Below are 21,459 nucleotides of genomic sequence, written 5' to 3'. Positions count from 1 at the left end.
GCCGTGGATCGTGGATGTTGGCCCTATTCCGTACCGTCCGGTGGGATTTCGGGCAAGCCTTCGCTGGCCCGAAGCTTCTCCGCCATCGAGGTGAGGAGGTTCTGTGATTCTTCCGACAGATCGAACGCTCTACTCGACAGCCGCCGCAGTCCGTAGCCCTGGAGCTGGGACAGCAGTTCCAGATCGTGATCGATCTTGGCGGCATAGATGTCGTTGAAGAAGTAGTCCGGCTTGACCTTGAAGAACTTGGCCAGTGCAGCCACCGTTTCGTCCGACGGGTTGGTCCTTTGCCCCGACCGCAACTGCGAGAGATACGGTTTCGAGATCGGATGCCCGGAGGCCGTCAGCGCAGCCGCAACCTCCGCGTTGGTGTGCGGCTTGCGCCCCGGGGGATGCACGGTTTCGAACAGCTTGTTCAGCCGCGCCGCGAAATCAGCCATTGTGAGCCGCCCAATTCCCTTCGCTGTACTAACAGTCGTTATCTCGGATACGTATCATTGATATTAGCGGCTCAGTAACTGAAAACCTACGCCTGGTTCGGGATTTCCTTGAAGCTTCCAGGCGCGGGCGGGGCGAAGACGCTGCGACGGCTGCGTTTGCGGGTCGCCCCAACGTCTCTAGCCGAGCGCTGGTACGAGCCGGTTCTAGCCCGTCGCGGGCGTCTTCGCCGCCAACGTATCAGTAGCGATAAGATAGCTGATGTCTCATCGGACTGCCCTTGCCTCGTGTTATGTGGCGTACGACACGTTTTGCGGGCTTTAGGATGAATGTTCAACTATCAGGGCGGAATTGGTCCGATACTACAACCGTTCGATGATGGTTCCCGTCGCCAATGCGCCGCCGGCGCACATGAGAATCATCGCGGTGCTGCCCCCGGTTCGCTCCAGTTCGTGCAAAGCCGTTGTGATCAGACGGGATCCGGTGGAACCGACCGGATGGCCGATGGCGATCGCCCCACCGTTGACATTAACCCGATCCATGTCCGGATTGTGGACGCTGGCCCATGAAAGGACTACCGACGCGAAAGCCTCGTTGATCTCGATGAGGTCGATATCTCCGATTTTCATGCCCGAGCGTTCCAGCAGGCGGGTGCAGGCCTGCACCGGGCCGTCGAGATGGAACTCCGGCTCCGCGCCGACCACGGCCTGCGTGCGGATGCGCGCCCGCGGGCGCAAACCCGCGCGCTTGGCGGCCTTTTCGTCCATCAGCAGCACGGCGGCGGCGCCGTCGGAGATCTGCGAGGACGACCCGGCGGTGTGCACACCGCCCTCGAGTACCGGCTTCAACTTCGCCAGGCTCTCCACGGTGGTCTCGCGCAAACCCTGGTCGCGGTTGACGTCCAATTTCTCACCGGTGAGGTTGCCCTCCTTGTCGACCGCGGGCGCGGTGACCGTCAGCACCTCACGGTCGAAGCGGCCCTCGGCCCACGCCTGGGCGGCCAAGCGCTGTGACCGCACACCGAACTCATCGACGTCGGCGCGAGTGATGCCGCGCCGCTTGGTAATCCGCTCGGCGGCCTCGAACTGATTCGGCAGGTCGATGTTCCAGGAGGCGGGCCGACGCGGTCCCGCGTTCTCGCCGACATTGGCGCCGAGGGGTACTCGGCTCATCGCCTCGACGCCGCACGCGACGCCGATCTCGATGGCGTCGGTGGCGATGAGTCCGGCGATGAGGTGATTGGCCTGCTGTGCGGACCCGCACTGGGTGTCGATGGTGGTCGCGCCCACCTGCCAAGGCAGCCCGGCGTGCAGCCATGCCACCCTGGTGATGTTATTGGACTGCTCGCCCGCCTGGGTGACGCAGCCGCCGATGACCTGCTCGACCAGCGCCGGGTCCAGATGCGCCTTCTCGAGCAGTCCGCGCTGGGCCAGGCCGAGCAGTTCGGCGGCATGCAGGCCCGCCAGCCAGCCGCCGCGCTTGCCGATCGGGGTGCGGGCGGCCTCGACGATCACGGGTGTGCCCATGTCCAACCTTCCGTAGGAATCAAGAAAACTGAAACGTGTTGCCAGGTGGCTGGGCTGCTCTTCTTTACTAGTCCGTCCACCTGTGCTGGAATTGATTATAGAACGTGTTTCAGTTTGTCGAAGGAGACATCTGGTGGTTGACACTGGGAACGCCATGCCCGCGACGGCTGCCGGCGGGTCACAGCATTCAGAACCGAATCTGCCCGACGGATTCGACGTCACCGACCCGGCGATCTACGCGGAGCGGATTCCGGTCGAGGAATACGCCGAACTGCGTCGGACCGCGCCGGTCTGGTGGAATCCCCAGTCCCCCGAGACCGGAGGGTTTCACGACGAGGGCTTCTGGGTGGTGAGCAAGCACGCCGACATCAAGGAGGTGTCGCGGCGCAGCGACGTGTTCTCCACCCACGAGAACACCGCCATCCCGCGATTCAACGACGACATCACCCGCGAACAGATCGAACTCCAGCGGTTCGTGCTGCTCAACAAGGACGCCCCCGAACACACCAAGCTGCGCAAGATCATCTCCCGCGGCTTCACCCCGCGCGCCATCAACGGCCTGCGCGAAGAGCTGTCGGCTCGGGCGGAGTCGATCGTGAAGACCGCCGCGGAGCAAGGCTCCGGCGATTTCGTCGCCCAGGTCGCGTGTGAGCTGCCCCTCCAGGCGATCGCCGAACTGATCGGCATCCCGCAGGAGGACCGGATGAAGGTCTTCACCTGGTCAAACGATATGACCAGCTACGACGACCCGGAAAGCGACGCCGACCCGGTGACCGCGTCCGCCGAGGTGCTCGGCTACGCCTATCAGATGGCGGCCGAGCGCAAGGTGAATCCGGCCGACGACCTGGTCACGACCCTGATCGAGGCCGATGTCGACGGCGACAAGCTGAGCGAGGAGGAGTTCGGCTTCTTCGTCATCATGCTGGCCGTCGCGGGCAACGAGACCACCCGCAACGCCATCACCCACGGCATGAACGCCTTCATCGACAATCCCGACCAGTGGGAGCTGTTCAAGAAGGAACGCCCCGCCACCGCCGCCGACGAGATCATCCGCTGGGCCACCCCGGTCACCTCGTTCCAGCGCACCGCGCTCGAGGACACCGAACTCGGCGGCGTGCAGATCAAAAAGGGCGACCGGGTGGTCATGCTCTACCGCTCGGCCAACTTCGACGAGGACGTCTTCGAGAATCCGGAGAAGTTCGACATCACCCGCAAGGACAACCCGCACCTGTCCTTCGGCGGCACCGGCGCGCACTTCTGCATCGGCGCGAACCTCGCCCGGCTCGAAATCGACCTCATCTTCAATGCCATCGCCGACCACCTCCCGGATATCACCAAGGTCGCCGATCCGAAGCGCCTGCGTTCGGGGTGGCTCAATGGCATAAAAGAATTCCCGGTCGACTACAAGACTGTGTAATTGGCGCCGCCTCCGGCGTCGCGGGTTCGCGGCCCCTTATGTCTCGCGTCCGAGTGGCCGATACTCGCGCCTGCGGCGCTTTGTCTCGGCCGCTCGGACGCGAGACGGCCGCGAACGGTATCTCTGGCCGTGCCTTCGGCACGGCGGGGTTCGCGGCCCCTTGGGTCTCGCGTCCGAGTGGTCGATACTTGCTCCTGCGGCGCTTTGTCTCGGCCGCTCGGACGCGAGACGGCCGCGAACGGTCGCTCGTAAGGCTCGCTCCGTGGTGGTTGCGTAGGCGTGCAATGTCGGTATCTGTGGCACTGCCTTCGGTGGGGATCGGTTCGCGGTCTTTGATATCTCTGGCCGTGCCTCCGGCACCGCGAACGGTCGCTTGTGAGGCTTGCTTCGTGGTGGTTGTGAGGGTGCGGCGTATCGCTGGATTTCGTCGCGGTGGGTGCGTGCCTTGTGTCGATACTCGCGCCTGCGTTGCTTCGTCTCGATCGCTCGGACGCGAGACGGCCGCGGACGGTTGCTCGCGGGGCGGGCTCCGTGCGCGGCCGGTGGTGCCGAAGGGTGCGTGTCAGTGCACCGATGTGGCGGTCTTCATCGCTCGGTCTACTTCCCAGAACGCGCGTAGTGCGGCGATCTTGCCTGTCTCGTCGACACGGTAGGTGAACACGCCTTCCGCGTCGATCCGGTGTCCGCCCAGGATGCTGCGGATGGTGCCGGTGAAGGCGACCTCTCTGCCGCAGGCGAACGAGTCGTCGAAGAGGAATTCGATCGAGTCGGTCTTGGCTATCGCCATGTCCCAGAAGGCCGCGATGGCATCGGGACCGCGGTGGCCCTTGCCCTCCGGGTCGAAACCCGAAGGGCCGATGGGATCTTCGACGATGCCGTCGGCCGCGAACAGCGCGAGCCAGGCGTCCTTGTCCCTGGCCCGCACCGCGGCCTGCGAGGCGAGTCCGGCCGCGCGGGCCGGATGTTCGGCGGCGCTCACCGGCGTTCCGACCCGACGACCCACATGGAGAAGTACTGCGAGCCGCCGCCGTAGGCGTGACCGAGCGCCTTGCGCGCGCCTTCGACCTGGTAGTCGCCGGCCCGGCCCATGACCTGCTTGGCGGCTTCGGCGAAGCGGATCATGCCCGAGGCGCCGATGGGGTTGGACGACAGCACGCCGCCGGACGGGTTGACCGGGATGCGGCCGCCGATCTCGGTTTCGCCCTTGTCGGTGAGTTTCCAGCCGTCACCGGGCGCGGCGAAACCGAGGTTCTCCAGCCACATCGGTTCGAACCAGGAGAACGGCACGTAGATCTCGGCGGCGTCGATCTCCTCGAGCGGATCGGTGATGCCCGCGGCCTGCCACAGTGCGGCGGCCGCGTCCCGGCCCGCTTGGGGATTCACCTGATCACGGCCCGCGAAGGTGGTGGGCTCGGTGCGCATGGCGGTGGCGTGGATCCACGCGACCTTCTTGCCCTGTGCCTCGATGGCGCTCGCGGCTTCCTCGTCGCCGATGACCACCGCGCAGGCGCCGTCGGAGGAGGGGCAGGTCTCATCGAAGCGGATCGGATCCCACAGCATCTGTGAGGCAAGCACCGATTCCAGGGTGATGTCGGGCTGTTGCAGATGGGCCAGCGGATTCTTCGCGCCGTTGCGCCGGTCCTTCACCGCGACCATCGCGCCGATATGGCTCGGCGCGTTCGAGCGGCGGATGTAGGAGCGTACGTGCGGGGCGAAGTAGCCGCCCGCGCCCGCGCCGACCGGCATGGTGAACGGAACCGGAATCGACAGCGCCCACATGGCATTGGATTCGGACTGCTTCTCCCACGACACCGCGAGCACTTTCTTGTGCACGCCCGCCTGGACGAGATTGGCCGCCACCACGCCGGTGGAGCCGCCGACCGATCCGGCGGTGTGCACGCGCATCAACGGCTTGCCGGTCGCGCCGAGTGCGTCGGCCATGAACAGTTCCGGCATCATGACGCCCTCGAAGAAGTCGGGCGCCTTACCGACCACGACCGCGTCGATATCGGCCATGGTGAGGCCGGAATCGAGGAGTGCGCGATCGATGGCTTCGCGGCACAGACCCGCCATCGACACGTCGGTCCGTTTCGTCACGTGATGGGTTTGTCCGGTGCCGAGCACCGCGGCCGGGAAACTCATCGGGTCGCCTCCAGTACGGTCACGAGATTCTGTTGCAGCGCCGGTCCGCTGGTGGCGTGTGCCAGCGCGCGATCGGCGGTGCCTGCGATGATGGCCTCGGCGGCGAAGCCGATGCGCTCGAGGCCCGCGGCGAACATGGGATTGGCCGAGAGCGCCCCGCCGGACGGATTCACTTTCGTGTTGGGCTTCAGACCGATCGCCTCGGCGAGGATCAATTGCTGATGGCTGAATGGCGCGTGCAGTTCGGCGATATCGAATCCGCTGGTGTCACCGCCGGTGAGCTGCTTGGCCGCGGCCTGTGTCGAGGGGGAGACGGTGAGGTCACGCGCCCCGAGCACCGGCGTGTCGATCCGGTGTGCCATTCCGGTGATCCAGGCCGGACGCTCGCACAGTTCGCGGGCGCGGTCGCCGGTCGCGAGGATGATCGCGGCGGCGCCGTCGGTGATCGGTGCGACATCGTGGGCGCGCAGCGGATCGGCGACATACGGCGCGGCCAGCAGGCCGTCGATATCACCCTCCGACTGCGCGGCGACCGCCGCCATATCCCGCTCGGTCCAGCGGCCCGCGTCGATGCCCGCGCGCGCCTGCAAACCCGCGATGGACACCGCGTCCGGCCACAGCGGGGCGACCAGATAGGGGTCGAGCTGCATGGTCAGGATCTGGCGCAGGGTGCCCGCCGAGGACTTGCCGAAGCCGTATACCAGTGCGGTATTCGCCTGTCCCGACTTCAATTTCACGAACGCCTCGTACAGCGCCCATGCGGCGTCCATCTCCACGTGCGACTCGTTGATCGGCGGCACCGCGCCGATGGCGTCGATGGCGGAGATGAAGGAGAAGGCGCGCCCGGCGAGGAAGTCCGAGGATCCCGAGCACCAGAAGTCGATATCGGCCTTGGTGATGCCGAGACGGGTATAGAGCTGCTGGAAACAGGGGACCAGCATTTCGACGCCGTTGGTGGTGCCGAAGGTTTCCGGCACGTGCGGGGCGTGGGCGAAACCCACGACCGCGATGTCGGTGGCGTTGTCGGCCGAACGATCGGTCATGATGGGAGAGCGCCTCTCAGAGGTGGTGCTTGTAGGTGTCGTAGTCGGCATCGGGCTCGCCGGAAGGCTCGAAATGGTCCACGTTCTCCAGACCGAAGCCCCACTCCTCGCGCGGTTTCCACACCGCCTTGACCCGCATGCCCATGCGCACTTCGCTCGCCTCGCAACCGAGCACGAGGTGCAGTACCGGAATATCCGCGCCGTCGAGCAGCACGTAGGCCGCGACGTAGGGCGGTTTGATGCGCTGTCCGAGGAACGGCACGTTCACGATGCAGAAGGTGGTGACGGTGCCGTTGTCGGACAGTTCGATGTAGTCGTCGGTGGGCAGACCATTGGTGGGGTTGGCCCCGCGCGGCGGGAAGTACACCTTGCCGCCCGCGTCGGTGCGCGCGCCGATGAGTTTGCCCTCGGCCAATCCGCGCAGATAGACGGTCTCCTGCGGGGAGGCGGTGTGCTTGTAGGCCAGGTCGACCGGGGTGGTGATCATCGTGACCGGCGCCCGGTCGTCGTCGGGAACCGGTGTGGCCGTGGAGGTTTCACCGGGTTCGAAGCAGGCGATATCCCGGATGCTGCCCTCGGTGGTCTCCGCCCACCGCGCTCGCACCCGCAGTCCGGCGCGGATGTCATCCGGCGCCGCGACGTCGACGGCGTGCAGCAGCGAGGTGTCGGCCCCGTCGAGCCGGATGAGCGCCCACGCAAAGGGGCGGTCGAAGGGCTGGCTGGGCAGCGGATCGTGCACCCACGTCCAGGATTCGACGGTGCCGACATCGGCGACGTCGACGAATTCGGTGAGTGGTTCGGCGGTCACCGGATCGTATTCCGGCGGCGGCACCAGCACCCGGCCGTCGGAGCCGCGCATGCCGAGCACCTTGTGCGCGCGCAGTCCGGTCAGGAACGCACCGATGGTCGGACCGACCGACCGGGTGTAGTCGAATCGCACCCTGAGGGGCGCGCTGAGTACGTCGGGCGCGGAACCGGTACCCGCGTCGCTCTCCTTCAGCCCGCTGGTGTTCAATTCCGACCCTTTCTCATCCGCGATTACGCCGGATGCGGTATTCCCCTGAGTCACGATATCGAGTAGAACAGGTTCTTATTCTGGTGGCAAGCATCAGGCCGAAAGGGGTCCATCGTGAAGTTCGGATTGCAGCTCGGGTATTGGATGGCGCAGCCGCCCGAGAATGCGGCTGAGGTGGTCGTCGCGGCCGAGGCGGCCGGATTCGACGCCGTCTTCGCGGCCGAATCCTGGGGATCGGACGCCTTCGGTCCGCTGACGTGGTGGGGCTCGCGCACCGAGCGGGTGCGCCTCGGCACCTCGGTGGTGCAGTTGTCGGCGCGCACGCCCACCGCGACTGCCATGCACGCGCTGACCCTCGATCACCTCAGCGGCGGGCGGGCCGTGCTCGGTCTCGGCGTCTCCGGTCCGCAGGTGGTCGAGGGCTGGTATGGACAGCCCTTCGCCAAGCCTTTGCAGCGCACCCGCGAGTACGTGGACATCATTCGTCAGGTGCTGGCACGCCAGGCCCCCGTGACCAGCGCGGGCCCGCACTATCCGCTGCCGTACACGGGTCAGGGCGCACTCGGTCTCGGCAAGCCGCTCAAACCGATCGTGCATCCGCTACGTGCGGATATGCCGATCTGGTTGGGCGCCGAGGGTCCGAAGAACGTGGCGCTGACCGCCGAGATCGCCGACGGCTGGCTGGCCATCTACTACGCGCCGCGCCTGGCGAACATGTACAACGACTGGCTCGACGAGGGGTTCGCCCGCGCGGGCGCGCGCCGCACGCGCGAGGATTTCGAGATAGCCGCGAGCTGTCAGGTGGTGATCACCGACGATCCGGCGAGCGAAATCGAGCGGATGCGCTGGGTCATGGCGCTCTACATAGGCGGCATGGGCGCGCCGGAGTTGAATTTCCATGCCCAGGTGTACCGGAGGATGGGCTACGACCGCGAGGTCGATGAGATCGGCAGGCTGTTCCAGGCGGGCAAGAAGGCCGAGGCCGCGGCGATGGTTCCCGACGAGCTGATTCTGGACACCGCGATCATCGGCGGCATCGACCACGCGCGCAAGCAGCTAGAGGTCTGGGAGGCCGCTGGGGTGACCATGATGCTTGTCTCCGTGCCGAATATCGAGCAGTTGGATCGCTTGGCGCCTCTTGTCGATTAATAGAACACGTTCTAGATTCGAGGGGTGACCACGCAGGAGTCAGTGAAAATTCTCGGTTTGTGGAACATTGCGGACGCCGAACCCGAACGGATCGCCATGGTCGACCCACTGGGTCGGGAGGTGACATATCGGGAACTGGCGGGCCTCGCGGACCGGTATGCCACCGGCCTTCGCGCGCTCGGTCTGAAGACCGGTGACGTGCTGGTCAGCATGGTGCACAACTGTGTCGAGGCGGTCGCCGCCTACTTCGCGGCGTATCAGGCCGGGCTGTACATCGTCGCGGTGAACTGGCATCTCACCGGTCCCGAGGTGGCCTACATCCTCCAGGACAGCGAGGCCAAGGCGTTCTTCGCCAGTGACCGCTTCGCCGCCGCGGCCGTTGCGGCCGCCGACGAGGCCGGGCTGCCCGCCTCGGCCAGGTTCTCGGTCGGCGCCATCGACGGCTTCACCCCGCTCGACACACTCGGCGATCCGGCCGACGGCCGTCCCGACGATCGCAGCACCGGCGCGCCCATGCTCTACACGTCCGGGACCACAGGCAGGCCCAAGGGCGTGCGACGCCCGCTCACCGGCGCCGACCCCGACGCGGTGCCACCGCACACCACGGCATTCTTCGGACTGTTCGAACTCGCACCCTACGACGACCACGTGCACATCTGCGGGTCGCCGCTGTACCACACGGCCGTGCTCAACTTCGCGACCATCTCGATCCAGGTCGGCCACAAGCTGGTGCTCATGGACCGGTGGGACGCCGAGGACATGCTGCGGCTCATCGACCGGCACCGTGTCACCCACAGCCATATGGTTCCCACCCAGTTCCACCGGCTGCTCGCCCTGCCGGAGGAGGTGCGCGGCAAATACGACGTGTCCTCGCTGCGCAGCATGGTGCACGGCGCGGCTCCGTGCCCGCAGGAGACCAAACGGCAGATGCTCGAATGGTGGGGTCCGACGGTCACCGAGTACTACGCGGCCACCGAAGGCGGCGGCACCGTCATCAACGGTTCCGACTGGCTGAAGAAGCCCGGATCGGTGGGCCGCGCATGGCCGTGGTCGGTGATCAAGGTCCTCAACGAGGAGGACGGGTCCGAAGTGGCCGCGGGCGAACCCGGCCTGGTGTACATGAAGATGGGCGCCTCCAGCTTCGAATACCACCACGCCAAGGAGAAGACCGAGGAATCGCGCGTCGGCGACCTGTTCACCGTCGGCGATATCGGCCATCTCGACGAGGACGGCTACCTCTACCTGCACGACCGCCGCTCCGACCTGATCCTGTCCGGCGGTGTGAACATCTACCCGGCGGAGATCGAGAGCGTTCTGATCACCCACCCGAAGGTCGCCGACGTCGCCGTCTTCGGCATACCGCACGAGGATTGGGGCCAAGAGGTCAAGGCTGTCGTGCAACCCGCCGCCGACGCCGAGCCCTCCGAGGCGCTCACCGCCGAACTCCTCGCCTTCGCCGCCACCCAACTCGCCAAGTACAAGATCCCGAAGTCCATCGACTACCTCCCCGAACTCCCCCGGGACCCCAACGGCAAGCTCTACAAACGCAAAATCCGCGACCGTTACGTCCCCGCGTCCTGAACCCCCCGTCGGCCCGCCGTCCGATCACCGGAGAGCGGGCCGGCGACGCGCGGGCCAGTCTCCGGTCAGCTTCCTGAGCGCACACGAGCGCCTGTGCATCCGCCCGGGTGCACTCGTCGTCGCCCGCCTCGAATCCCGGTTCGCCGTGTCGGCCATCGACGGTCGCGGCATTACCGGAACCGTCGGGGTGCGGCGCATCGGCGGTGAGCGGATCAGGCGGTGGATTCGCGGAGTTCGAGGGGGAGGTCGAAAAGGGGGAAGAGGCGGTCGGTGTCGAGGAAGAAGTTGAGTCCTGAGATGGTTTCGCCGTCCAGTTCCAGGATGGTGACGGCCCAGGGTGTGTAGACGCCCGGTTGGTCGGTGGGCTTGTACTGGCCGAAGGCCACCTGACCGTTGGCGCCGTCGAGACGGACGAGTCTGGAACCGGCGCAGGCGCTTCCGGTGCCGAGCATGAACGCCGCGACATTCTCCGGGCCGGAGATCCACAGTTCGAGCGGCGGCATGGACAGCGCCACATCGGCTTTCAGCAATGTGGTGAGCGCGTCCATGTCGTACGCCTCGAAAGCGGAGACGAAATCATCGACGAGTTTGCGCTGATTCTCGTCGGCTTCGTCGTAATCGTCACCGACCTTGGGCTGCACCTTGGACATCGTGGCCCTGGCGCGTTGCAGCGCGCTGTTCACCGACGCGGGCGACATCGTCAGCGCCTCGGCGGTCTCGTTGGCCGAGAATCGCAGCACCTCGCGCATGATGAGAATGGCGCGTTGGGTGGCGGGCAGATGCTGACACGCCGCGACGAACGCCAGCCGCAGGGTGTCTTTGGCCGTGGCATGCTCGGCCGGATCCGCGCCGAAGGCGAGTGCGTTCGGAATCGGCTCGATCCAGACGTAATCCGGCTGCGGCGCGGGCAGCGGCGAATCCGGCCGCGACGGCCCGTTCAGATCCATCGGCCGGGCGCGGCGCTGCGGACCGTCGAGCATGTCGAGGCAGACATTGGTGGTGATCTTGTACAGCCACGACCGTAGACTCGCCCGACCCTCGAAGGAATCGTAGGACTTCCACGCGCGGGTGAAGGCCTCCTGGACCGCGTCCTCGGCCTCGAAGGAAGAGCCGAGCATTCGGTAGGCATAGGCGCACAGCTCCCGCCGATGCCGCTCGAACGACGCGAGCACGTCATCGGTGAGAGCGGTGGACGGGCCGGACGAGTCTGTCATGAGGGCCACCCTGCCACAACCCACCGACAGGTGAGGTGCCTTGTCAAGGGCCGGTGAATTCGCGGCGTCGGCGGCGTCGTAATCGGTGAAGCACCGGACTGCCGAGAGGACAAGAGGATGAGCAGCAAGATGATCTTCATCAACCTTCCCGTCGCCGATCTGAATCGCTCGCGAGATTTCTACGAGACGCTCGGCTGGAAGATCGCTCAGGGGGTCACCGACGACAACGCCGCGTGCGTCGTCGTCGATGACAATATCTGTCTCATGCTGCTGACCAGGGAATTCTTCTCGACTTTCGCCGGACGGCCCATCGCTCGGACCACGGAGACCGCCTGCGCCTTCTACGCGCTGTCATTGGCCAGCGCCGCCGAGGTCGACCACCTCACGGAGGCGGCGCTCAGTGCGGGAGCGACCGAGGAGTTCGATGCCGACAAACGTGCGCAGGAGGCGCGAGTGGGTATGCACGGCCGCACGTTCATAGACCTCGATGGCCACCAATGGGAACCGTTCTCCATGAACACGTCCTGTTAGCACCCGCGCCCCCGCTGGTTCCCCGAGCCCGACTCAAGCCCCGGTGAAGTTCGCCTTCCGCTTCTCGGCGAACGCGCGCGGTCCTTCCTTGGCGTCGGCCGACTTGAACACCTCGGCTCCGATCTCCGCGTCGAGCTTGAAGGCGTCGTTCTCGTGCATTCCCTCGGTCTCGCGAATGGTCCGCAGGATCGCGCGCACCGCGAGTGGGCCGTTGGCGGCGATGATGTCCGCCAGTTCCAGCGCCTTGTCCAGGGCGGTCCCATCCGGTACCACATGACCGATGAGCCCGATCTCCTTGGCTTCGGCCGCGGTGACGTGGCGTCCGGTGAGCAGGATGTCCGCGGCGAGGGTGTAGGGGATCTGGCGTACCAGTCGCACCGCCGACCCGCCCAGCGGGTACAGGCCCCACCGGGCCTCGGACACGCCGAATTTCGCGCTCTCGCCCGCGACGCGGATATCGGTGCCCTGGAGGATCTCGGTGCCGCCGGCGATGGCCGCGCCCTCCACCGCCGCGATGAGGGGTTTGGTGAGCCTGCGGCCTTTGAGCAGGGCGTCGATGCGCGACAAGTCCCATCCGCCGCCCTTGAAGGAATCGCCGGGATGGGAGGTGGTCATCGCCTTGAGGTCGGCGCCGGCGCAGAACGCGCCGCCCGCGCCGGTCAGGATGGCGACCCGGATGTCGGGATCGCTGTCCACCTGATCCCAGGCGTCGCGCATGATCGCAAGCATCTCGCCGGACAGCGCGTTGCGGGCCTCGGGGCGATTCATGGTGACGACGAGAACGTGGTCGCGCTTCTCTACGAGGCAGTGCGGCATGGGATTCTCCTATTTTCGAGCCTTGTCAGAAACAGTAACAGGTTCTATTTTTAGCTTGTGAGCTACAACATAGCGGACCTCGTCGAGCACACCATCGACCTCATGCCCGATCGCGTCGCGCTGGTGGACGACGCCCGTGAGGTGACTTACGCACAACTGGAGGAGCGGGCCAATAGGCTGGCCAATCACCTGAGAGCACAGGGTGTGAAGCCGGGGGACAAGGTCGGTTTGCAGTCCAGGAACACCATCGAGGCCGTCGAAACCATGGTCGCGGTGTTCAAGGCGCGGGCCATTCTGGTCAACGTCAACTACCGATACGTCGAGAACGAGTTGCAGTACATCTTCGACAACTCGGATATGGTCGCGCTCATCCACGAGCGCCGCTACACCGACCGGGTGAGCGCGGTACGCCCGAACACGCCGAAACTGAAGACCGTGGTCGTCGTCGACGACGATACGGCCGGCACGGTCGCGACCGCACCGGATTCGGTGGAATACGAGACCGCGCTCGCGGCCGCCTCGGCCGAGCGCGATTTCGGCGAACGCTCGGTCGACGACATCTTCATGATCTACACCGGCGGCACCACGGGTATGCCCAAGGGTGTGATGTGGCGCCAGGAGGACTGGTGGCGGGTGCTCGGCGGCGGCATCAATTTCGTCACCGGCGAGGCCATCGAGGACGAATGGCAGCAGGCCAAGGTCGGCGCGGGCAATCCGCAGTTGGTGCGCTATCCGATTCCGCCGCTGATCCACGGCGGTTCGCAGTCGGCGGTCTTCCACGGTCTGTTCGACGGCGGCAAGACCGTCATGCTGCCGGAGTTCAGTCCGCACGGCGTATGGCAGGCCATCGACCGCCACACCGTCAATTTGATCTTCATCACCGGCGACGCCATGGCGCGTCCCATGCTGGACGCGCTGCGGACGGGTGACCCCCGAACCGGTGAGCCGTATCGGCATTCCAATCTGTGGGCGATGGCCAGCAGCGCGGCGCTGTTCTCCCCGACGCTCAAGGACCAGTTCATCGACCTGCTGCCGAAAACCATGATCACCGACTCCATCGGCTCCTCGGAGACCGGATTCGGCGGGCTGGCGGTGGTCACCAAGGGCGCCACCCACACCGGCGGACCGCGCGTCAAGATCGACGCCTCCACCGAGGTGCTCGACGAGGACGGAAATCCGGTGGTGCCCGGCTCCGGCCAGATCGGCTTCCTGGCCCGCAAGGGACACATCCCCGTCGGGTACTACAACGACGAGATCAAGACCAAGGCGACCTTCAAGGAGTTCAACGGCGTCCGCTACTCGATTCCGGGTGATTACGCCCGGGTCGAGGAGGACGGATCGGTGACCATGCTGGGACGCGGATCGGTCAGCATCAACAGCGGCGGCGAGAAGATCTACCCGGAGGAGGTCGAGGGCGCGCTCAAGGCGCATCCGGCGGTCTTCGACGCGCTGGTGGTCGGCGTGCCCGACGACCGCTGGGGACAGCGGGTGGTCGCGGTGGTGCAGTGCGCCGGTGATCAGCGGCCCACCCTCGAGGAACTGCGTCCGGTGCTGACCCAGGAGATCTCGGCCTACAAGCTGCCGCGCAGTCTGTGGTTCGTGCCGGAGATCAAGCGCTCACCGGCAGGCAAGCCCGATTACCGCTGGGCCAAGGAGCAGACCGAGCTCAGGCCGGCCGACGAACACCAAGAGGCGAGCAGCAAGCAATAATCGAGCACACCGCCGAGGGGCCGCCGCGGATCGCCGCGGCGGCCCCTCGGCAGTCATCGGTGCGAACCGGAGAGGAATCGAGATGGCCGTGCCGCCTGCATTCTTCGAGCAGACCGAACTCGGATTCGAGCCGCTCGCCTATGCCGCCAGCGCGTGGGCGCGCGATATGGTCAATGGTCCCGCGATCTGCGCGCTGCTCGCGCGTTCGCTCGAAATCGAGTACGGCGCATCGGCTTTCACGCCATCGCGGCTCACCGTCGACCTGTTCCGGCCGGTGCTGCGCCGACCGCTGACGGTGCGCACCGCTATCGTCCGCGACGGTAACCGGATTCGAGTCGCCGACGCCGAACTCGTCCAAGAGGGTGCGGCGGTCGCGCGCGCCTCGGCGGTGTTCCTGCGCCGTTCCCAGCAGCCGCCGGGAGAGTTGTGGACCCGCACGGACCTGCCGAAGCCGCCACCGGCCGACCTGCTCGGCGTACCGGGTAGACCACTGTGGGGCAGTGACGAGCACCCCGACGGATGGAGCGGCGAACTCTCCGAGCACCAGAACGGCAGCCGCAAACGCTGCTGGCAGACTCCGGTGCCGACGGTCCTCGGACAGCCGCTCTCGCCCTTCGCGGCGGCGGCGACCATCGGCGAGTCCGCGAGTCTGATGACCAACTGGAGTTCGGTCGGTGTCGGATTCATCAATGCCGATCTGACCATCGCGCTGACTCGGGCGGTCGAGGGCACCGCCATCGGCGTCGAAGGTGACAGCCACCTGAGCGTGGACGGCATCTCCGTTGGCGCCGCGACGCTGTTCGATCGCGCGGGCGCCTTCGGCAGTTCTATCGTGACCGCGGTCGCCAACGCGCAGCGGACGGTGGATTTCGCCGAGGAGCGCTTCGCCGAGATGCGCCGGGGTTAGGCGTGCGCGCGGCCGGTCGCGTGCACTTCCTCGATCAGGCGGGTCAGGCGGTTCAGCAGCGGGTCGGTGACGAGTTCATCGAGACCGCTGCCGTCCAATGCCGCCGCCATGGCGCGGTGCGCGTGTAGACCGCGGGTGGTCGGGAACACCAGCACCCGACGGCGGTCGGTGTCGTCGCCCCGGCGGTGCACGAGATTGTCGGCGATCATCGCGTCTATCAGCCGGGTCAGGCTCGCGCCCGTGAGTAGGGTCGCCGCGCTCAGCTGGGACATGGACCGGCCCTCGCCGCCCGCCACCGCGCCGAGCACGTGCCAGCGGCCGGTGGTGTTCTCGCCCAGCCGGTTCGCGATCGCGCGATCCAATTCCTGCGATGCCGAGCGCAGGAGGCGCGCCAGATCCGCCAATGCGGCGGGGGCGGTGCTATCGTCCACGTCGGCACTATATACAACGCCGAACACATCATATCCGCGCGCAAGCGCGCAGGGGTGATTCCATGGTTGACAGGGATTTTCGCGGTGCGCGGGCGACTGTCGACATCGCCTTGGTGATTCCGCTGAGCGGTCCGGCGGGCATGTTCGGACCGTCCTCGGAGGCATGCGCCACCCTGGCCGCCGAGGAGATCAACGCCTTGGGCGGCATACTCGACCGCCCGGTGCGGCTGCACGCGGTGGACGCGGGCGCGCCGCTGCCCGCGCTCTCGGCGCGGATCGAGCGCATGGTGCGGGCCGGGCGGATCGACGGGGTGGTCGGCTGGCATCTGTCCAACGCGCGCAAGGTCATCACACCCCATACCGCGGGGCGGATCCCCTATGTCTACACCACCTTCTACGAGGGCGGCGAGAACGCCGACGGCGTCTACATGGTGGGTGAGACCCCCGGGCAGCAGTTGTTCCCGGCCTTGCGTTGGCTTCGCGCGGAATTCGGGGTGCGGCGCTGGTGCATCGTCGGCAACGACTACGTGTGGCCGCGCGAAACCGCCCGCGTGACACGGGATTTCGCGGCCACCACCGATATCGACATCGTCGGCGCGGCGTTCGTCCCACTGGGCGGCCGCTGGTTCGAGCCGCTGCTCGACCTGATCAGGACCTCCCCGGCGCAGGGTGTGCTGCAACTGCTGGTCGGCGCCGACAGCGCCGCGTTCAACAGCGCTTTCGCCGCGGCCGGACTCGACGAGGGACGAATCCGGTTGAGCATGATGATCGGCGAGGACGTGCTCTACGCGGGCGGACCCGACAGCACCCGCGGGCTCTACACGGCCAGCGGCTATTTCGAGAGCGTGGTCACGCCGGCGGGGATGGATTTCGGGAGCCGGTACGTGCGGCGCTATGGCGCCTTCGCGCCCGCGCTGAACAATATCGGCGAATCCTGTTACGAGGGCATGCTGTTGTTCGCCGCGCTGGCGGCCGCGGCGCGCAGTCTCGATCCGCGCGATATCGAACGGCACGCCAACCGGGTCGGCTACGCGGGGCCGCGCGGTGAGGTGCGGGTGCGCGGGACGCACACCACGCAGCCGGTCTACCTGGCCGACACCGACGCCCTCGAATTCAGTGTGCTCGCCGAACTGACCCCGTGATCCGGCCGCGTCCGGGTCCGACACGCGGGTGTTCCCCGCGACGCGAGCGCTGTAATACGAAGTTCACGTTGTGGTTTCGCATGCGATACATGGCTGCATTTGTATCGTCCCGTACGAAATAGGTTCACCTGAAAATATCCGAACTCGGCGGCGCGTGCCGCCGCCGAACAACCCGCGGCGCGCCCGGTTCGTGCCGGCGTCCGGGGCGCGCGCGGGGGACGGAGGCGGGCGAAGCCACCCGCGTCCGGCCGTGAGGAATCGGCCCGTCCCCGTCCGGGCGGGTCGATTCCGACGGTGTCGACGAACGGCGAGTTCGGCTCGGCGGCAGGCGATTCGGCAGTGCGCCGCGGGAATGCGGACGAGTGTGGAGAGCGCGGCCGTTAGTCCACGGTCTCGACGCCGAGCAACGGCGATGGCCCGCCGGGCGGGCGGGCGGGCCATCGGGAGGATCAGGCGGGGGCGGCGAGGAGGGAGCCGAGGGCTCGGAGGTGGTCGGTGCCCGCGCCGAGGGTGAATTCGTTGTGTTTGGCGGCGGTGAAGTAGTTGTGGACGATGTGGTCGCGGTCGATGCCGACGCCGCCGTGGATGTGGACGACGGAGTGGGCCACGCGATGGCCCGCGTCGGCGGCCCAGAATTTGGCGGTGTGGACGGCCTCGGCGGCGGGCAGGCCCTCGGCCAGGCGCCAGGCGGCCTGGGTGACGGCCAGGCGCAGGCCCTGCACGTCGATGTAGGCATCGGCCAAGCGCTGGGCGACGGCCTGGAAGGAGCCGATGGCCTTGCCGAATTGTTCGCGCTCGCGGGCGTATTCGGCGACCAGGTCCAGCGCCTTCTCCAGGGTGCCGAGCTGCTGGGCGGCCACGCCGAGCCAAGCGCGGTTCAGCATCCAGTCGAGGACTCGCGCGCCCTCGTCCACCGCGGCGACCAATTCGGCGGGAGTGTCGGTGAATTCGACCTCGGATTCGGCACTGAGATCGACCACCTGCTGATCGGTGATTCGCACCGAGGCATCCGACGCGTCAACCAGGAATACCGCGGGCGCGCCGGACACGGTGGTCGAGACCAGGATTCGCGCGGCGTGCGCGGCATAGGGCACCGCGGTCTTGGCGCCGGTCAGCCGCCAGCCGCCGTCGACTTCGCGGGCCGTGGTCGCGGGCGCGGTCGGCTCCCAGTTCTGTTCCTCGGCCAGCGCCGCGGTCAGCACGATCGCACCGGCGCCGGCTCGCGCGGCCAGCGCGCGCTGCGAGTCGTCGCCGAAGTTCGCCAGCGCGCCCGCGCCGACCACGATCGACCACAGGTACGGCACCGCCGCTACCGACTTGCCGAGTTCACGCAGGATCGAACTCTGTTCGAGCGCGCCGAATCCGCCGCCTTCGACGGACTCGGGCAGGGCCGCGGCCAGGACGCCGGTCTCGGCGAGCGCCTTCCACAGCGCCTCGTCGAAGCGACCGGCGCGGTCGAGTTCACGCAGCCGGTCGGCGGTGACCAGCTTCCCGGTGACCTCGGCGGTCAGGTGACCCAGATCGTTCTGTGCTTCGGTGGGTGTGAAATCCATGGGTGTTACCAGCTTTCGAGTCAGCGGGCCGCGGCGGGCTGGCGCAGTGCGGTCATGGCGATGATGTCGCGCTGCACCTCGTTGGTGCCGCCGCCGAAGGTCAGGATCAGCGCCGCGCGATGCATGCGTTCGAGGCGTCCGCGCAGTTGCGCGCCGGGGGAGTCCTGGCGCAGATACGCCTGCGGGCCGAGCACCTCCATGAGCAGCCGGTATGCCTCGGTGGACAGTTCGGTGCCGTACACCTTGCAGGTGGAGGCGTCCCACGGCCGCGGCGCGGCATCGCCGCCCTGGTCGGCGCGGCTGGCGATCTCCCAGTTCAGCAGTTTGAGGTACTCCACCTTGGCGTGCACCTTGGCCAGATTGACCTGTACCCATTCCTTGTCGATGACCCGCGACCCGTCGGCGGCCTTGGTGGTGCGCGCCCACTCGACGGTCTGGTTCAGCGCGACCCCCAGCGGCCCCGCCGAGGTCAGCGCGACCCGCTCGTGGTTGAGCTGGTTGGTGATCAGCGCCCAGCCGCCGTTCTCCTGCCCGACCAGTGAGCTCACCGGAACCCGCACGTCCTGGTAATAGGTGGCGCTGGTGTCCGGTCCGGCCATGGTGTGCACGGGGGTCCAGGAGAAGCCCTCGGCGGTGGTCGGCACGATGAGCATGCTGATGCCCTTGTGCTTCCTGGCCGTCGGATCGGTGCGCACGGCGAGCCATATGTAGTCGGCGTAGGCGATGAGGCTGGTCCACATCTTCTGGCCGTTGATCACGTAATCGTCGCCGTCGCGCACCGCGCTGGTGCGCAGGGCCGCGAGGTCGGTGCCCGCGCCGGGTTCGGAGTAGCCGATGGAGAAGTGCAGTTCGCCCGCGGCGATCTTGGGCAGGAAGAACCGCTTCTGTTCCTCGCTGCCGTAGTGCATGAGCGTCGGCGCGACGGAGTTGATGGTCAGGAACGGAACCGGCGCGCCCGCGATGGCGGCTTCGTCGGTGAAGATCAGCTGATCCATGGTCGGGCGGTCCTGCCCGCCGAATTCCTCGGGCCAGGCCAGCGTGAGCCAGCCGTCGCGGCCCATCTCCCGCACGACCTCGCGGTAGACGTTGCCGTGGCCGTATTCTCCGGTGGTGGCGCTCAACGCGGCTCGGCGTTCCGGTGTGATCAGCCGCGCGAAGTAGTCGCGCAGCTCCGCGCGGAGCTCTTCCTGCTGCGGCGTATACGCGATGCGCATGGCAAAACCTCTAGCCTTCGTCGGATGCGGTTGATCCGATGATTGCATATGGACTGAAACATGTTCCAGTATTGACCATCGATACGGCCGGTAGCCGCACGTGCGGCCCGACCGGCTCGTAGACTCGGATCAGAAGTTTTCGGTAAGGAGTTCTCATGAAGGTCTCGGTCGATCTCGATCAGTGCGAAGCGAATGGAATCTGTGTCGGATTCGCGCCCGACGTGTTCGAACTCGATGATGACGACCAACTGCACATTCTGGTCGCCGAGGTGCCGGCGAACCTGCTCGCCGATGTCGAGGACGCGGTGGCGCAGTGCCCGAAGGCGGCGCTCAAACTGGAGTGAGCGGTGCTTGCCCAATTGTAGGAACACGTTCTAAAGTCGGCCCGTGAGCAAGCTAACACAGCCATTCGGCAACAGGGTGTGCGACGCGCCGGCCATCGCCGAGGGCAGCGAGGCCGTGTCGTGAACGCGTCGGCATTGGATCTGACGGGTCGGGTCGCGATCGTCACGGGTGCGGGCGCCGGTCTCGGCAAGGCCGAGGCATTGGCCCTCGCGGCCGCCGGCGCGTCGGTGGTCGTCAACGATCTGCGCGAGAACGACGCGGTGGCCGAAACCTTGGCGCAGATCAGGGGGCTGGGAGCCAAGGCCGAATTCGTCGCGGGCAGCATCGCCGAGTCCGCGACCGCCGACGCCTTGATCGCCACCGCGACCGACGCGTTCGGCGGTGTCGACATCGTCGTCAACAACGCGGGCATCACCCGCGACAAGATGCTGTTCAACATGTCCGACGAGGATTTCGACGCCGTACTCGCGGTGCACCTGCGCGGACATTTCCTGCTGTCCCGCAATGCCGCCGCGTACTGGCGGGCCAAGTCGAAGCAGCTCGACGGCCCGGTGTACGGCAGGCTGATCAACACCTCCTCGGAGGCGGGTCTCATCGGTCCGCCCGGGCAGGCCAATTACGGCGCCGCCAAGGCGGGTATCACGGCGCTGACCCTGTCCGCGGCCCGCGGGCTCTCCCGCTTCGGCGTGCGCGCCAACGCCATCGCCCCCCGTGCGCGGACCGCGATGACCGAGGCCGTCTTCAGCGCCGCCCCCGACGCCGCCGTCGATCCGCTCTCGCCCGATCACGTGGCCCGTCTGGTCGCCTATCTCGCCTCGCCCGCGGCCGACGAGATCACCGGGCAGCTGTTCGTCGTGTACGGACCGATGGTGGCCCTCATGGCGGCGCCCGTGGTGGAGCAGCGCTTCGACGCCGATGGCGCGGAATGGTCCGCGGCGGATCTGGCCGACACGCTCGGCGCCTATTTCTCGAATCGTCCGGCGCAGCGGTCGTTCTCCGCGTCCTCGCTGGCCGATCTCGGCTGATCGCGAAGCGTCGGCCGGTGCCGTCGCTTCGCTACTGAACAGTTGTCCAACCGTTGATCACCGCTCCGGCACTTGGTAGACATGGGAGTCTGGTGTGTGGTGCCTCACACGCATCACGGGCACCAAACTGATACGTGTTCCAAATAAGTGAGCCGAGTACTTGAAAATTGCAGTTCAAAGTGGGCGAAAGCTGCGCGCCGATGAGATGAACATGTTCTAATCATTCCGGCGACGGTGCCCGTGGTTCGGGCGTGTCGTGG

Annotated in this window: 20 protein-coding genes; 9 read left to right on the top strand and 11 right to left on the bottom strand. The window is 66.8% G+C overall.

The window, feature by feature from the left end; genetic code table 11:
- Positions 1 to 23 precede the first annotated feature (23 nt).
- Both APZ21_RS29850 and APZ21_RS29845 read right to left on the bottom strand, forming a co-directional pair.
- Entirely contained in the window at positions 24 to 440 is a 417-nt protein-coding gene (locus APZ21_RS29850; protein ID WP_011207048.1) for a helix-turn-helix domain-containing protein, read from the bottom strand.
- A 360-nt stretch (positions 441 to 800) separates the two neighbouring features.
- On the bottom strand, positions 801 to 1,964 hold the full coding sequence (locus tag APZ21_RS29845; protein WP_054816594.1) for a steroid 3-ketoacyl-CoA thiolase: 1,164 nt from the start codon (positions 1,962 to 1,964) through the stop codon (positions 801 to 803).
- 154 nt (positions 1,965 to 2,118) lie between these two features.
- Between APZ21_RS29845 and APZ21_RS29840 the strand changes: the two genes are divergently transcribed.
- Positions 2,119 to 3,381: a cytochrome P450 gene (locus APZ21_RS29840; RefSeq protein WP_054816593.1), complete on the top strand. Its 1,263-nt coding sequence runs from the start codon at positions 2,119 to 2,121 to the stop codon at positions 3,379 to 3,381.
- A 562-nt stretch (positions 3,382 to 3,943) separates the two neighbouring features.
- Here the strand turns inward: APZ21_RS29840 and APZ21_RS29835 are convergent.
- From APZ21_RS29835 to APZ21_RS29820, 4 genes are read right to left on the bottom strand one after another with little or no spacing between them, the layout of a single operon-like run.
- Positions 3,944 to 4,360, bottom strand: coding sequence for a nuclear transport factor 2 family protein (locus tag APZ21_RS29835; RefSeq protein ID WP_054816592.1), 417 nt, complete (start codon positions 4,358 to 4,360; stop codon positions 3,944 to 3,946).
- On the bottom strand, positions 4,357 to 5,523 hold the full coding sequence (locus APZ21_RS29830) for a thiolase domain-containing protein (RefSeq protein ID WP_054816591.1): 1,167 nt from the start codon (positions 5,521 to 5,523) through the stop codon (positions 4,357 to 4,359). Before APZ21_RS29830 ends, APZ21_RS29835 begins: the two co-directional genes overlap by 4 nt.
- Complete coding sequence (locus APZ21_RS29825; RefSeq protein WP_054816590.1) at positions 5,520 to 6,566, bottom strand: thiolase domain-containing protein; 1,047 nt, start codon at positions 6,564 to 6,566, stop codon at positions 5,520 to 5,522. Before APZ21_RS29825 ends, APZ21_RS29830 begins: the two co-directional genes overlap by 4 nt.
- Positions 6,567 to 6,582: 16 nt before the next feature.
- On the bottom strand, positions 6,583 to 7,581 hold the full coding sequence (locus tag APZ21_RS29820; protein WP_239476897.1) for a Zn-ribbon domain-containing OB-fold protein: 999 nt from the start codon (positions 7,579 to 7,581) through the stop codon (positions 6,583 to 6,585).
- Between the two features lie 114 nt (positions 7,582 to 7,695).
- On the opposite strand from APZ21_RS29820, the gene APZ21_RS29815 reads away from it, so the two are divergent.
- Entirely contained in the window at positions 7,696 to 8,730 is a 1,035-nt protein-coding gene (locus APZ21_RS29815; protein ID WP_054816589.1) for an LLM class F420-dependent oxidoreductase, read from the top strand.
- A gap of 57 nt (positions 8,731 to 8,787) precedes the next feature.
- Positions 8,788 to 10,311, top strand: a complete 1,524-nt coding sequence (locus APZ21_RS29810) for an acyl-CoA synthetase (protein ID WP_371852315.1) — start codon at positions 8,788 to 8,790, stop codon at positions 10,309 to 10,311.
- A 212-nt stretch (positions 10,312 to 10,523) separates the two neighbouring features.
- Here the strand turns inward: APZ21_RS29810 and APZ21_RS29805 are convergent, their stop codons facing one another.
- A complete protein-coding gene (locus APZ21_RS29805; RefSeq protein ID WP_054816587.1) occupies positions 10,524 to 11,525 on the bottom strand; it encodes a sigma-70 family RNA polymerase sigma factor in 1,002 nt (333 codons plus the stop codon).
- Between the two features lie 117 nt (positions 11,526 to 11,642).
- Between APZ21_RS29805 and APZ21_RS29800 the strand changes: the two genes are divergently transcribed.
- Entirely contained in the window at positions 11,643 to 12,056 is a 414-nt protein-coding gene (locus APZ21_RS29800; protein WP_054816586.1) for a VOC family protein, read from the top strand.
- Between the two features lie 33 nt (positions 12,057 to 12,089).
- Here APZ21_RS29800 and APZ21_RS29795 read toward each other — a convergent pair whose 3' ends face one another.
- The gene (locus APZ21_RS29795; protein WP_054816585.1) at positions 12,090 to 12,872 is read right to left on the bottom strand and encodes a crotonase/enoyl-CoA hydratase family protein; all 783 of its coding nucleotides are present in this window, start codon (positions 12,870 to 12,872) and stop codon (positions 12,090 to 12,092) included.
- A 57-nt stretch (positions 12,873 to 12,929) separates the two neighbouring features.
- Between APZ21_RS29795 and APZ21_RS29790 the strand changes: the two genes are divergently transcribed.
- Together APZ21_RS29790 and APZ21_RS29785 are read left to right on the top strand one after the other, a co-directional pair.
- Entirely contained in the window at positions 12,930 to 14,582 is a 1,653-nt protein-coding gene (locus APZ21_RS29790) for an acyl-CoA synthetase (RefSeq protein ID WP_054816584.1), read from the top strand.
- Between the two features lie 82 nt (positions 14,583 to 14,664).
- Positions 14,665 to 15,489 carry an acyl-CoA thioesterase domain-containing protein gene (locus tag APZ21_RS29785; RefSeq protein WP_054816583.1) on the top strand — a complete coding sequence of 275 codons (825 nt, stop codon included), beginning with the start codon at positions 14,665 to 14,667 and terminating at the stop codon, positions 15,487 to 15,489.
- Here APZ21_RS29785 and APZ21_RS29780 read toward each other — a convergent pair.
- Positions 15,486 to 15,920: a MarR family winged helix-turn-helix transcriptional regulator gene (locus tag APZ21_RS29780; RefSeq protein ID WP_054816582.1), complete on the bottom strand. Its 435-nt coding sequence runs from the start codon at positions 15,918 to 15,920 to the stop codon at positions 15,486 to 15,488. The genes APZ21_RS29785 and APZ21_RS29780 overlap by 4 nt on opposite strands.
- Before the next feature lie 62 nt (positions 15,921 to 15,982).
- Between APZ21_RS29780 and APZ21_RS29775 the strand changes: the two genes are divergently transcribed.
- Positions 15,983 to 17,062: a substrate-binding domain-containing protein gene (locus APZ21_RS29775; RefSeq protein WP_054816581.1), complete on the top strand. Its 1,080-nt coding sequence runs from the start codon at positions 15,983 to 15,985 to the stop codon at positions 17,060 to 17,062.
- Positions 17,063 to 17,511: 449 nt separating this feature from the next.
- Here the strand turns inward: APZ21_RS29775 and APZ21_RS29770 are convergent, their stop codons facing one another.
- Together APZ21_RS29770 and APZ21_RS29765 are read right to left on the bottom strand one after the other, a co-directional pair.
- Positions 17,512 to 18,615: an acyl-CoA dehydrogenase family protein gene (locus APZ21_RS29770; RefSeq protein WP_054816580.1), complete on the bottom strand. Its 1,104-nt coding sequence runs from the start codon at positions 18,613 to 18,615 to the stop codon at positions 17,512 to 17,514.
- 20 nt (positions 18,616 to 18,635) lie between these two features.
- The gene (locus APZ21_RS29765; RefSeq protein ID WP_054816579.1) at positions 18,636 to 19,829 is read right to left on the bottom strand and encodes an acyl-CoA dehydrogenase family protein; all 1,194 of its coding nucleotides are present in this window, start codon (positions 19,827 to 19,829) and stop codon (positions 18,636 to 18,638) included.
- A 155-nt stretch (positions 19,830 to 19,984) separates the two neighbouring features.
- On the opposite strand from APZ21_RS29765, the gene APZ21_RS29760 reads away from it, so the two are divergent.
- Positions 19,985 to 20,173, top strand: a complete 189-nt coding sequence (locus tag APZ21_RS29760) for a ferredoxin (protein WP_054816578.1) — start codon at positions 19,985 to 19,987, stop codon at positions 20,171 to 20,173.
- 120 nt (positions 20,174 to 20,293) lie between these two features.
- Positions 20,294 to 21,199, top strand: coding sequence for a 3-oxoacyl-ACP reductase (locus tag APZ21_RS29755; RefSeq protein ID WP_054816577.1), 906 nt, complete (start codon positions 20,294 to 20,296; stop codon positions 21,197 to 21,199).
- Positions 21,200 to 21,459: the final 260 nt, after the last annotated feature.

This window comes from Nocardia arizonensis (assembly GCF_001310275.1).
Taxonomy (GTDB): Bacteria; Actinomycetota; Actinomycetes; order Mycobacteriales; family Mycobacteriaceae; genus Nocardia; species Nocardia arizonensis.
The sequence above is the reverse complement of the archived record's forward strand: the minus strand, read 5'-3'. Positions and strand labels throughout refer to the sequence as shown.